The 12,780-nt window shown below is 59.1% G+C and carries 11 protein-coding genes and 1 tRNA gene; 10 read left to right on the top strand and 2 right to left on the bottom strand.

Annotated features, from left to right (window positions below; translation table 11 throughout):
* The first annotated feature begins 151 nt into the window (after nucleotides 1-151).
* The 5 genes from ACHHTY_RS06835 (at nucleotide 152) to ACHHTY_RS06815 (ending at nucleotide 4,592) form a co-directional block, all read left to right on the top strand.
* A tRNA-Met gene (locus ACHHTY_RS06835) sits at nucleotides 152-228 on the top strand.
* A 73-nt stretch (nucleotides 229-301) separates the two neighbouring features.
* Entirely contained in the window at nucleotides 302-586 is a 285-nt protein-coding gene (locus ACHHTY_RS06830; RefSeq protein ID WP_395493354.1) for a hypothetical protein, read from the top strand.
* Between the two features lie 139 nt (nucleotides 587-725).
* On the top strand, nucleotides 726-2,111 hold the full coding sequence (gene mgtE / locus ACHHTY_RS06825) for a magnesium transporter (protein ID WP_395493353.1): 1,386 nt from the start codon (nucleotides 726-728) through the stop codon (nucleotides 2,109-2,111).
* Between the two features lies 1 nt (nucleotide 2,112).
* Entirely contained in the window at nucleotides 2,113-3,231 is a 1,119-nt protein-coding gene (locus ACHHTY_RS06820; RefSeq protein ID WP_395493352.1) for a S1C family serine protease, read from the top strand.
* Between the two features lie 2 nt (nucleotides 3,232-3,233).
* Nucleotides 3,234-4,592: a 4Fe-4S binding protein gene (locus ACHHTY_RS06815; RefSeq protein ID WP_395493351.1), complete on the top strand. Its 1,359-nt coding sequence runs from the start codon at nucleotides 3,234-3,236 to the stop codon at nucleotides 4,590-4,592.
* A gap of 26 nt (nucleotides 4,593-4,618) precedes the next feature.
* Here ACHHTY_RS06815 and ACHHTY_RS06810 read toward each other — a convergent pair whose 3' ends face one another.
* Nucleotides 4,619-5,671 (bottom strand): hemolysin family protein, encoded by a 1,053-nt coding sequence (locus ACHHTY_RS06810; RefSeq protein ID WP_395493350.1) that lies wholly within the window; start codon nucleotides 5,669-5,671, stop codon nucleotides 4,619-4,621.
* 254 nt (nucleotides 5,672-5,925) lie between these two features.
* Between ACHHTY_RS06810 and ACHHTY_RS06805 the strand changes: the two genes are divergently transcribed.
* From ACHHTY_RS06805 to ACHHTY_RS06785, 5 genes are all read left to right on the top strand, one after another.
* The gene (locus ACHHTY_RS06805; RefSeq protein WP_395493349.1) at nucleotides 5,926-6,972 is read left to right on the top strand and encodes a glucosaminidase domain-containing protein; all 1,047 of its coding nucleotides are present in this window, start codon (nucleotides 5,926-5,928) and stop codon (nucleotides 6,970-6,972) included.
* 63 nt (nucleotides 6,973-7,035) lie between these two features.
* Nucleotides 7,036-8,145, top strand: a complete 1,110-nt coding sequence (locus ACHHTY_RS06800; RefSeq protein ID WP_395493348.1) for a polysaccharide deacetylase family protein — start codon at nucleotides 7,036-7,038, stop codon at nucleotides 8,143-8,145.
* 328 nt (nucleotides 8,146-8,473) lie between these two features.
* Entirely contained in the window at nucleotides 8,474-9,778 is a 1,305-nt protein-coding gene (locus ACHHTY_RS06795) for a homoserine dehydrogenase (RefSeq protein ID WP_395493347.1), read from the top strand.
* 108 nt (nucleotides 9,779-9,886) lie between these two features.
* On the top strand, nucleotides 9,887-11,137 hold the full coding sequence (locus ACHHTY_RS06790) for a cofactor-independent phosphoglycerate mutase (RefSeq protein ID WP_395493346.1): 1,251 nt from the start codon (nucleotides 9,887-9,889) through the stop codon (nucleotides 11,135-11,137).
* Nucleotides 11,138-11,214: 77 nt separating this feature from the next.
* The gene (locus ACHHTY_RS06785; protein WP_395493345.1) at nucleotides 11,215-11,658 is read left to right on the top strand and encodes an acyl-CoA thioesterase; all 444 of its coding nucleotides are present in this window, start codon (nucleotides 11,215-11,217) and stop codon (nucleotides 11,656-11,658) included.
* A gap of 54 nt (nucleotides 11,659-11,712) precedes the next feature.
* Here the strand turns inward: ACHHTY_RS06785 and ACHHTY_RS06780 are convergent, their stop codons facing one another.
* A complete protein-coding gene (locus ACHHTY_RS06780) occupies nucleotides 11,713-12,696 on the bottom strand; it encodes a LysR family transcriptional regulator (RefSeq protein WP_395493344.1) in 984 nt (327 codons plus the stop codon).
* Between the last annotated feature and the right edge of the window lie 84 nt (nucleotides 12,697-12,780).

Genomic DNA, 12,780 nt, shown 5'->3' with positions numbered 1-12,780 from the left:
ATAGATAACAGGAAACTCCAGCCCCGTCCGAGTTTTTGTTTAATGCAACCGCTCCCCGGCCCGCCAAGCAATCCACGAACTGCGTGGGGCAAAACTTTTCCGGCAGAAGCCTTGACTTTTACCGTAAACGAGTTATCATGCCTTGATCTGACGCGGGGTGGAGCAGTCCGGTAGCTCGTCGGGCTCATAACCCGAAGGTCGGAGGTTCAAATCCTCCCCCCGCTACCAGCAAATGATCAAGGGTTTAGCAGATTGCGCCGCTAAACCCTTTTTTTTTAGCCTGTTAACCGAGGAGTTCTTCATGGCGGCCGACGTAGCGGAAATTACGATTAATTATGAGGAAGACGGGGTATTGCTGGTCAAGGAACTGGCCAAGGAAGTTCTCAGCAAAGGAGCCTGGGCGACCATCATCTTTCGCTTCCAGCAGTGGGACAAGAAAAAGGGAGCTTACGGCCCCGATCAGTACACGATCCGCCGTTATCGCAAGGTAGGCGGCCAGTATTCCCAGCAATCCAAGTTCAACATTTCCAGCCGCGACCAGGCCGCCAAGATTGCTGAAATTCTGGGGCGTTGGCTCCAGGAGTAGTGAAGGCGGCTTCGCAGGTGCCCCGGGAAATTAACCGTTCCTTAAAGCCGATTGACGCCCCCCGGCCGACACGATATAAAATAAGAGTTTATTACTGCGGCCATTACGGCCGGGAGCCAGAAATTGCGGGAAACATTATATGCGCAAAGGGCATAAGCGAGAACTGATCGGCAACGAAGGGAAGATGATCCTGGATACCGTCCGCCGCCTTAACCGGCGTAATGCGGTCGATCATCTTCTTAAGATGCTGAAGAAAACCCATCCCGCCGATATCGCCTGGACCTTTCGCCATCTTACCCCCAACGAGCGTCGCAGCATCTTCAACATCATCGCCCAGACCGAAATGGTGGGCGAATTCATCAGCGAGCTTGATGAATCAATCATGCTCGAACTGGTGAGCGAGCTTACTCCCCAGTACATGGCGGCCATCGTCAAGGAGATGGACAAGGACGACGCCGCCGACCTCCTCGAGGCCCTGCCCGAGGAAATGGCCAATGAGATCCGCAAGCTCATGGGCAAGGCCGATCGGGAAGAGGTGGACGCCCTCCTCAAGTACGATCCCGAGACCGCCGGCGGCCTGATGTCGCCTGACTTCATGGCCTTTGACGAGGAAATGTCGGTGGGGGAGGCCATCCGGAACGTGCAGGAACGCAGTGAGGAATCCGAAACCTCTTTTTACCTCTACACCACCCACGGACCGGAAAAACAGTTGGCCGGGGTGCTGTCCCTGCGTGAACTGCTGCTCCATCCTCCCTATCGCCTGCTCAAAAACGTGATGAACCCCAAAGTGATCGCGGTTTCCACCATCACCCCCCAGAATGAAGTGGCTCATATCGTTTCTCAGTATAATTTCCTGGCCGTGCCGGTGGTGGATTCCTCCTACAAGCTGCTGGGGATCGTCACCGTTGACGACGTCATCGACGTTATCCGGGAAGAGGCCACCGAGGATTTCCTGCGGATGGCCGGCGCCGGCAAGGACCAGGAAATCCTGCTCAAACCCGTCTTGGAAAACGCCAAAACCCGGGCTCCCTGGTTGTTTGCCACTTTGGTCGGCGGGGTGGCAGCCGCCTTTATCATCACTTTTTTTGAAGACGAACTGGCCCAGGTGCTGGCCCTCACCGCCTTTATCCCGGTGGTGGCGGGCATGGGGGGGAATATAGGTACCCAGTCCAGTACCATCGTGGTCCGCGGCATTGCCACCGGCCGAGTCAATATGGACGAACTTTTCCAGGTGATTTTCAAGGAAATGCGGGTCGGCCTGATTCTGGGCGGAGCCTATGGAGTTTTCCTCGGGCTGTTGGCCTGGCTGGGCTATACCGAGCCGGCCCTGCTGGGGGTGGTGGTTGGGCTGTCGATCCTGATGGTGATGACCCTGGCGGCCAGTATGGGGGCGGCCATACCCTTGATCCTGCGCCGTTTTAATGTCGATGCCGCCATCGCCACCGGCCCCTTTATCACCACGGCGATGGATATTGTCGGGATTACGGGTTATTTTGTGATCGCCAAAGTTCTCCTCGGTCTTTAAGATGAAAACCCCTCGTTTTGCCAAACCCGCTCGCCGGGTGCCGGTGCTGCTGCTGCTGGTGATTATTATTGCTGGCTGGTGGTGGTTTTTTCATGAAGGAACGGAAGCTCCGTTGCCGCCGCCGGAACCTCGGGAAATTACCGCCCGGGGCGATCTGGCCGCCGCCGAGAAAACGGCCATCGAGATTTTCAGCGCCGCTTCCCCGGCGGTGCTCTTCATTACCACCATCGAGCTGCGCCGCAGTCTATTTTCCCTCAACATCTACGAGTTGCCCCGGGGGACGGGGTCTGGTTTCATCTGGGACCAGGATGGCCATGTGGTCACCAATTACCATGTAATCGAAGATGCCAACCGGGTAGAGGTGACCCTGGCCGATCAAAGCTCATGGTCGGGCAGGGTGGTGGGGGTGGCGCCGGACAAGGATCTGGCGGTCCTCAAGATCGACGCCCCGGCAGAGCGGCTCACCTCCTTGCGCATCGGGACCTCGAGCGATCTGCTGGTCGGTCAGCAGGTCTTTGCCATCGGCAATCCTTTCGGCCTTGACCAGACCATGACCTCGGGGATTGTTTCCGCCCTGGGCCGGGAGATTCGGGCGGTGACCGGCAGAACCATTCAGGGGGTTATCCAGACCGACGCCGCCATCAATCCAGGCAACTCCGGCGGCCCCCTGCTGGACAGCGCCGGGCGCCTGATCGGAGTAAACACCGCCATTTACAGCCCTTCCGGGGGCAGCGCCGGAATCGGTTTCGCGGTGCCGGTGGACGTTGTCAACCGGGTAGTGCCGGAAATAATCCGCTACGGGCGGGTGATTCAGCCCGGATTGGGCATCACCGTGGCCCATGAGCAGCTGGCCCGCCGCCTGGGGGTGGAAGGAGTCCTGATCGTCAATATCCGCCCCGGCAGCAGTGCCGAAGCCAGCGGGTTGCGGGGCAGCCGCCAAGTGGGGGGAGACTTGATCCTGGGGGATGTCATCATTGCCGTGGCCGGTGCGCCGGTTCGTAATTTCGATGAATTGCGCAACAGGATGGATAATTTTCGGGTCGGCGATGCCGTTGACCTGACCATTATCCGGGATGGGGAAGAGATGCTGGTAAACGTGGTCCTGGAAGAGGTAAGCTGAAGGTGAGTTGGTGGACCAGGGCGCTGAGGAGTCTCATTTCCGCCGACGAACGTGACCGGCTTGATCTGTTCAGGGTGTTTCCCAGCATTCGGCGCTTTCTGGCCGCCCGGCATAATTACGCCTACATGCGGATCGCCAGTGATCTGCTTTTTATTCTAATCCTGCTGCTGGGTATTTTCGGCCCCCGCAATCCCGAGCATAACGTGGTGGTTTTTCTGAGTTGGGGGGTGATCTGGCCGATCATCGTCCTCAGTTGGTTCTTTGTCGGCCGCATGTGGTGCGGGATTTGTCCCTTCCCCGGCCTGGGAGTTTTTCTGCAGAACAAAGGCTGGACGCTTAATCGTCCGGTGCCGCGCATCCTGCAGAAATACGGGGTTTACAGCTCGGTTTTTCTCCTGGCCCTGATTATCTGGACGGAAGTGGTGGGGGGGCTCGATCGCTCCCCGCTGGGAACCACCTTTTTCCTGCTGGCCATCGTTTTCGGAGCCTCTCTGCTCTCGGTGCTTTTTCCCGGCCAGGCCTGGTGCCGCCATCTTTGTCCCCTGGGCCGAATCAGCGGGGCCGCCGCCACCTTGGCGATCACTGAGTTCCGGCCTGATCATGACAAATGCCGGGGCTGCACCACTTTTGCCTGCAAGAAGGGAGAGCCGGGCAAGCGGGGCTGCCCGGTCTATCTCGGGGCTTTCAATGTCCAGAACAATCTCCACTGCCTGGTCTGCGGCCATTGTCTGCCGGCCTGTGACCGGGACTCACCGCAACTGCTGCTGCGTAACCCCTATTCGGAGTTGATCCGCAACAAGGGCAGATACATTACCTGCAGCTATATTGTTCCTTTCCTGATCGGTTCGCAACTTGCCCGGTTTTTCCGGGAAACTCCGAGCTATGCCCAGTTGCAGCAGTCCTTGGGGTTTTCCGATGCGGTTTTGTTCAGTATTCTGCTGGTGCTGGGTTTCGCGGCGGTAATCGGGGTAATTAATTACGGGGCCAAGCTGTTCGGGGTCACCGAAGATCCCATGTTCGGCCGCTTCTCCCCCCTGGTGCCGATCCTGATCCCCCTGGCGTTCTGCGGGGAGCTGGTCTACCGCATGCATTACTTCACGGCCGGCATCGGTGATTTCCTGCCCACCGCCGGCCGCCAGTTCGGTCTGCTGCTCCTGGAAAAAATGCAGTTTACCATCCCCGACCTGCCGGTGCAGATCCTGGCCGCGGTTTTCATGCTCAACGGTACCATCGCCGGCCTTTACATTCTCTGGCAGTTCTGTCTCAAGGATTTCGCCGGGATGGTCAAGTTCAGTAACTTTTTGGGGATCAACGTGCTGATCATTCTGCTGCTGGTGGCCTATCTGGCCGTTATTTTTTAGGTTCAAGGCTCAAAGTCGTCGAGGCTTCAGCCCGGCTTATCGAACTGCTGCAGGAAAGTCTCCCTTTTCTTTTTGGCCAGCTCCCGCATATCCTTGATCTGGTCCGATTCGTCGATGATTTCCCGTCCGACAATCTCTTCCAGTACATCTTCCAGGCTGATTACTCCGGTAAAGCCGCCGTATTCGTCGACCACCACGAAAAGGTGGCGGCGCAATTCAAAAAAATCGAGCAGAATTTTGGTCAGGCGGGCGGATTCAGGCACGAAATGGACTGGCTGCATTAACTCCCGAAGCAGCAGCTGGTCCTTGTCGGCGGCGGCACTCAGCAGCACATCCTTGCGCAGGACCATGCCCACAATATTGTCCGCCTCGCCATCGTAAACGGGAACCCGGCTGTGATAATTCCATTTTTTCTCGAATTCCCGCGCCTCCCCTACGGTGAGATCGGCGCTCAGGGTGAAGGTAACGGTTCGGGGTGTCATGGCTTCGCGGACCCTTTTGTGACGCAGTTCGAGAATATTGGTGATTACACTGGCCTCCTGGGCGTCGATGGCGCCGGTTTTCTGGCTGATGGCGGCAAAGGCCGCGACCTCCTTGGCCGAAACCAGCACCTCTTCGCTACGGCCACCACCCAGAAGGCTGGTGATGCCCTGGATCAGCCAGACCGCCGGGCCCAGCAGTTTTACCAGCCAATGCAGAGGCAGGGTAATCCAGGGGGCCAGAATTTTACTGTAGGTAACGCCCAGAGTCTTGGGGAGAATTTCCGAAAAAAGGAGGATGCTGAGGGTGAAGGCCACGAAGAACCAGGCCAGGTGCTGTTCGCCGAAGACCACGGCGGCGGCGGCCCCGGCCACCGCCGCCCCGGCGGTGTTGGCGATGGTGTTGAGGGTCAGAATGGCGGTTATCGGGCGATGAATATCCTTTTTCAGTTTCTTGAGAATTTTCCCGATATAGGGGCGTTTCTGGGCCAGCAGCTCCACCCGGCTCAGAGGCACGGAATAAAGCACGGCCTCCATAATGCTGCAAAGGGCGGAAACCACCAGGGCAAAACCGACTGCTAAGACAAGCTGGGCGAGCACGGCGAACCTCCAGTACGTTAAGACAGCGGCAGGATATGATTTTCAGGGCCCGATCTTACCGGGATCAAAATTATTACTCCAGCGGAATCTTGCCGCAAGCCCGCCGTTGGTCCTGGGCCGGGACTTGCGGACCTGGCCTCCGGGGGATAGGCGGGCATATTTTTGCGGGCAATTATTTTTTATGGTATAAATGCGGGTTTAGCAACAGGGCAAGTTGTCCGCTGCAATAATATTGAGAAGGAGAATGTCCGGTTATGGCCGATGAAGAAAATTTAGGAACGCCGGCGGGCGCCGGTCATCGTTTTGGCGGCCAGGATATAGATCCGGCCCTGACCCGTTTGGTCGTAGGCCTGGGCTTGTTGGGACTGTTGCTGCTGATCGCGATTGCCCGCCAGCCGCTGCTTGATCCTGCCGACTTGCCTCTCCCCAAGAGCGAGTTGCCCAGCCCGGTTATGCTGGTGACGGTGGAAGACAGTGCGGGGATGATTTCCTATTTGCGTGAACAGGGCTTGTGGGATCTGGATGACAGCGGCTACTTGTCGCCGGTCATTTTTGCCTCATTCCCCCATGATATCGCAGGCTTAAATGATACGGACCGCAAACGCATGTTCCTCCATGCCCTGGCGCCCACCGCCTTGGTGGCCCTGGCCGAGGTGAGCCAGGAACGGGCGGAACTGTTGAAAATAATCGACCGGATGGACCTGGAATCATGCACCTTGGACCAATTGCTGGACGGGGCGGTGGAGCATAACCAGTGCGGCCTGAGCCGGGCAGAGGTCGATTTTCTCGAAGAATTGTGCGCCAAATACCGCACCGACCATCTCAAGGTGCTGCTCAACCGAGTTGACGTCGTTCCCCTGAGCCTGGTGCTGGCCCAGGCGGCCATGGAGTCATCCTGGGGAGCTTCCCGTTTCGCCCTGGAAGGGAATAATGTTTTCGGGATCTGGACCTGGGGCCAACATGGCATGGTCCCGGCCAACCGGGAGCAGGGGATGACTCATCGGGTGGCCATCTACGACTCCCTGCTCGATTCGGTGCGCTCCTATCTGTTGATGCTGAACCGGGTCGGAGCTTACCGGACCCTGCGAGAAATCAGGCGGGAAAGCAGGGACCCCTTGGAGCTGGTCAACGGCTTAAAATACTATTCGGAGAAACGGGAGGAATATGTGGCGGATCTTGATCGCCTTATCCGGGTCAATCAGCTCCAGCGTTATGACAATTTTACCCTGGCCCTGCCTCCCCAGCAAGTTCTGGACCAATTTGACAGCGAGCCGGTGATTGTAACCCGCCGGGATTTTTGATTGTCGGGGAATTTTTATGACGATTGGGTGTTTGTTTATGATTGGCCCCGGCCCGGGAGTACGATGATGTCAAGGGAATCGCAAATCCGATTGGCCCCAAGGGCCTGGTCCTTTTCCCGGGGGAGCTTTTTAGCCCTGCTGCTGGCCTGGTTCCTGCTGGTGCCGGGACCGGCGCTGGCCGGGGAGCCGCGGGGCGACGCGACGATTTTTATATATCACCATTTTGGTGACGAGCGCTATCCCACGACCAACGTGGGAATGGATCAATTCCGCGAGCAAATGGCTTACCTGGCGGTCCATGATTACCAGGTTATTCCGCTGGCGGAGTTGGTGGCCAGTTTGCGCGATGGTAAGCCCCTGGCCCCTAAAACCGTGGTTATCACCATTGACGACGGCTATCACACCACTTTCAGCGAAGCCTGGCCGGTTTTGCGGGAATATGGTTACCCGTTCACGGTTTTTCTTTATGTCGAGGGACTCGAAAGGGGATACCCCAACTATTTAACCTGGGATCAGGTGGAGGAAATGGCCGCCGCCGGCGTGGACTTTCAAGATCACAGTTACTCGCACCATCGTCTGGCCGATTGGCCCTCCGGGATGAGCGAAGTTGAATACCGCCGCTGGATCCGGGCCGATCTGGCCCGGGGAGCGGCGATCATGGAGCGCCGCCTCGGGGTCAAGCCCCGTTTTATGGCGATTCCTTACGGTGAGTACAATGATGTTGTCCTTGCGGAGATCCGCGAGGCGGGCTACGAGGCGGCCTTGACCCAGGATGCCGGCTCGGTCAGTGACGACACCGAGCTTTTTCTGATCCCCCGGGAACCGATCCTCGGTACTGAATGGGCAAGCCTGGAACATTTCCGCCAGGTCCTGGAGCGAATTGACCTGCCCTTTGCCGACATGACGCCGGATTTTGCTCCCCTGAGGGAAAACCCTCCGGCCCGCTTTGGGGCCAGGCTTCTGTACCCGGAACGTTACCGGCCGGATTCCTTCGGAATTTTCGTCAGTGAACTGGGATGGCAGCAGGCCACCCTGGAGGGTGATTGGGTTTATATCGACAACGAGACCCCGCTGACCCGCAGGATAAACCGCGTTATGATCAGCGCCCGGGAGCGGGAAAGCGGCCGCACGGCCCTGCGTTTCTGGATGCTGACCAATCCTCCGGCCCCCTGAGTACACCCGTTGGCGGCATTGGTCTGGGTGGTGCCGGCGGGCAGCAAGCACGAGCTATTCCACTTTTTTGTTTTCTCGTTGTAATGACGGCTCTGTTAAACAATTTAATTTTGACATCAAAGGGTAAAGAAGGTAATTCTGGGGCGGCTTGTTTTGGGCCGACCTGATCCGCAGGGGCCGCCAGCCGTTAAGGTGAGAAGTACCCCGGGGACGGGCGGGCCAGGCGGGGGGGCGAAGTTTGGCCCGGCGGCTTAACCGGCCGGCCGCGGTTCGTGGTGAGGAAAGTAGCAAGCTATACGGCAAATATTTATCTTAATGAGGATCATGGATGCGGGAAATAAGGGTGGGATTGATCGGATTCGGTACGGTAGGAAGCGGCACCGCCGAGGTTTTGCGGCAGCAGGCGGAAAGATTGCGCCGCAAAACCGGGATGGACATCCGCCTGCACCGGGTGGCGGATATCGCCATTGCCGCCTTGCCGCCGGAGTTTGCCGGAGTTGAACTGACCCGGGATGCCGAACAGGTATTCGCTGCCGCCGATATTGATATCGTGGTGGAATTGATCGGCGGCATTGAGCCGGCCAAAAGCTTTCTGCTCAAGGCCATCGCCCACGGCAAGCATGTGGTCACGGCCAACAAGGCCCTGATCTCCCAGCACGGCCGGGAAATTTTCGCCGCGGCGGCGGAAAAGAACGTCGAGGTGGGATTCGAGGCCAGCGTCGGCGGCGGCATTCCGGTGATCAAGGCTCTTAAGGAAGGACTGGTGGCCAACCGGATCGAAGCCATTATCGGAATTATGAACGGGACCGCCAATTACATCCTCAATCGGATGACCGACGAAGGCCTCGATTTTGCCAGCGTACTTAAGGATGCCCAGGCCCACGGTTATGCCGAAGCCGACCCCACCTACGACATCGAGGGGATCGACACCGCCCACAAACTGGTGATCCTGATGAGCATGGCTTACGGCGCCCATGTCCGCCTGGACCAGGTCACCACCGAGGGGATCAGCCGCATCGAACCCATTGATATCGAATTTGCCCGGGAGTTCGGCTACCGCATCAAGCTGCTGGCCATCAGCCGCAACCATGGCGACAGCTTCGAAGCCCGGGTTCACCCTACCATGGTGCCGACCCGGGAACTGCTGGCCAATATCGGCGGGGCCTTCAATGCCATCCAGTTCACCGGCGACATGGTGGACGATGTTCTGCTCTATGGCCAGGGGGCCGGCAAGATGCCCACCGGAAGCGCGGTGGTGGCCGACATTGTCGATATTGCCCGCAATATCATCAATAACGCGATCAACCGGGTGCCGAGCCTTGGTTATCTGCCCTCCTCCTTCCGGGAGATCGACATCACTCCCTTGGAACGGCTGCGCTGTCCCTACTATTTTCGGGTTACAGTGCAGGACAAACCGGGGGTACTCTCCGCCATTACCGGGATTCTGGGCCGGCACGGGATCAGTATCAAGTCCGTGCTCCAGCAGGGTCGGGAAGAGCAGGGGGTGGTCCCGGTGATGATGCGGGCTTACGAGGCCGAGGAGGCGGCGGTGCAGGCCGCGTTGGCCGAAATCGACTCTCTGGAGGTTTGCGCCGCCCCGACTGTGAAGATCCGGATTATGGATGACGAGTGAAATGAGTCCGGCCGACAGCAAGAAACAGAGCCGCAACTCCGGGCGACCATTAATGGCGTATAGCCAGGTGAAATCTTGGCGCAACAAGGCACCCGGCGAGGGCATGTGATGAAGTACGTTATTTTAGTGGGCGACGGGATGGGCGATATGCCCATTGCGGCCCTGGGCGGCCGCACCCCCTTGGAGGCCGCCGCCACGCCGGTGATGGATTTTGTCGCCGCCCGCGGACGGCTTTTCCGCCTGCAAACAGTGCCGCCGGGCTTTGCCCCCGGCAGTGACGTGGCCAATCTTTCCCTGCTGGGTTATTTGCCGGCCGAATGCTACAGCGGCCGGGCCCCGCTGGAGGCGGCCAGCATGGGAGTCGAATTGCCCCCGGACGCCGTCGCCTTTCGCTGCAACCTGGTAACCCTGGAGTATGCCGCTCCCCAAAGCGTTACCATGGTTGACTACAGTGCCGGCCACATCGATACGGCCACCGCCGCTGAACTGATCAGGATGCTGGACCGGGAACTTGGTTCGGAATACTGCCGCTTTTACCCCGGCATCAGTTACCGCCATCTCCTGGTCTGGCGGCGGGATTGCGCCGGGTTGGTCACCGTTCCCCCCCATGATCACAGCGGCCGGGAGGTCGGCGAGTTGTGGCGCCGCTACCTGGCGGTGCCGGGCTTGGCCGATGTCGTGCAGGGGGCCGGCGAACTGCTCAATGCCGCCCCGCTCAACCGGCAGCGGCGGGCGGCGGGCCGCAATCCGGCCAATGCCATCTGGCTCTGGGGGGAGGGCAGGCCGCCGGCCATGCCGACGCTCAAGGAGCAATACGGGGTCAGCGGCGCCCTGATCTCCGCCGTTGATCTCCTCAAAGGCATCGGGGTTTACGCCGGGATGGAAATCATCAATGTGCCCGGGGCCACCGGCTACCTGGATACCAATTACGCCGGCAAAGTCGCCGCGGCCCTGGCGGCCCTGGATCGCCACGACCTGGTTTTTGTCCATGTCGAGGCCCCGGACGAGGTCTCCCACCAGGGCGATCTGGACAACAAGCTTCGAGCCATCGAGGATTTTGACCAGCAGGTGGTCGGACCGGTCCTCGAGGGCTTGCAGCGGCGCGGCGAGCCTTTCCGGTTGGCGTTGACCATGGACCATTACACCCCTTTGCAGACCCGCACCCATGCCGATTTGCCGGTCCCTTTCGCCCTCTTTGATTCTGAGCGCGATGCCCGCGATCCGGCGGCCTGCCCCGATGGCTCCTGCTGGCAGGAACCGGCCCAAGGCCATTTCTCTGAACGGCGGGCGGCCGCGGCCCCCCTGCTGGCCGACGGCCGGGAATTCCTGCGCCTGCTGGTCAGGGGCCGGGGTAATTAACCGAAGCAGAGTAACGGGGGCCTGGCCGTTGGCCGAAAACCCGAACCCTGATGCTAAAAAAAATCTGGACCTGATCAATGAGTGACGAATTTACCCTGCAGGACCCGGTCCACCGCCAGCGTTGCCGGGTGCTGTATGGCGACACCGACGCCGGCGGGGTGGTCTATTACGCCAACTACCTGCGTTTCTGTGAGGCGGGGCGGACCGAGTACATGCGCGACCTGGTGGCCCGCTCCTACCGGAGCCTGGAGGATGAGGGGCTGATTCTGCCGGTGGTGGATTGCCGGGTCCGCTACAAAGCCTCGGCCCGCTACGACGACCTGCTGCTGGTGGAAACTTCCCTGGTCGAGCTGAAAAAAGTCTCCTGCCGTTTCAACTACCGGATCAGCAACCAGCAGGGCCGGCTGCTGGCCCTGGCCCATACCATCCACGCCGTCGTCGACCGCCAGGGCAAGCTGGCTCGATTCCCCACCCCAATCTTCACCAGCCTGCAACAGGCCCGCCAAGGCGCCCAAGGCTGAGCCGCACCGGCCATCCCTGGTAGCCTCGACAATCCGCCACTTGGCCGGAGGCGTCTACGAATTGGTTTGGCTTCCGGGAGGGTTGCGGGCGAGGAGCAGTTCCCGCAGCTTGCGGGGCGAAGTCAGGCAGGCGCAGCCGGGGTTGCTCTCTTTGACCAGGGAGCAGAAGTTGACGAATGCCCTCATCAGGCCGGTCATCGCTTTATGGCGGTAATGGATGGTGTGGAGGGTGCGCCCCATATCAAGACCTTCGACCCTCAGGGACGTCAGCCGGCCTTCCTCCAATTCCCGGCAGATGGTCAGGCTGGAGAGACAGGCCACCCCCGCCCCGGACTCCACCGCCTTTTTGATCGCCTCGGTGTGACCCAGCTCCATTGCCACCTGCAAACCGGTGACGTTGTCGCCCAATTTTTTTTTGAAAACCTGGGCGGTTCCTGAACCTTTTTCCCGCATGATCCATTGGCAGCGGTTGAGATCAGCCGGAACCTCGAAGGTGGTTTTTTCGGCCATGGGATGGGTGGGTGCCGCGATCACCACCAGTTCGTCCCGCAGCCAGGGAATGGTTTTTACCTGGTCATGGCTGACCTCTCCCTCGACAAAGCCCAGATCGACGACTCCTTCGACGATCAGTTTTTCGGCCTGGCGGGTATTGCAGACCTCCATGTTGAGAAATACCGCCGGGTACAGCTTTTTAAAGACTCCGATGAAATAGGGCAGGACGTAATTACCGATGGTGGAGCTGGCCGCTATTTTGAGGGAACCGGCCACATTTTCTCCCTGCTCGCTGAGCAGTGCCTCAATGTTGTTGACCTGGGAGAGGATGTTCTTGGCGATGGGCAGCAGATAGCGCCCCCGGTCGTTGATCAGCAGGCGATGTCCCCTGCGGTCGAAAAGCGAACCCGCCAGTTGGTTCTGCAGTTCGTTCAACGCCATGCTTACCGCCGACTGGGTGAGGTGCAGCTTGCTGCTGGCCTTGGTTACCTGGCCGTTTTCCGCCACCGCGACAAAAATTTCCAGCTGCCGCAAGGTGATTGTCATTCTGTCGCCCTCCTGTCCGGGCCTGCTCCGGCCGACGGTAATCTTAAGCAAAACTGATATTTTACATCTAAACTATTCATTTTT

It is taken from the genome of Desulfurivibrio nitratireducens (assembly GCF_044068515.1).
In the GTDB taxonomy this organism is placed as follows: Bacteria; Desulfobacterota; Desulfobulbia; order Desulfobulbales; family Desulfurivibrionaceae; genus Desulfurivibrio.
This window is presented reverse-complemented; position numbering and strand designations above follow the sequence as displayed.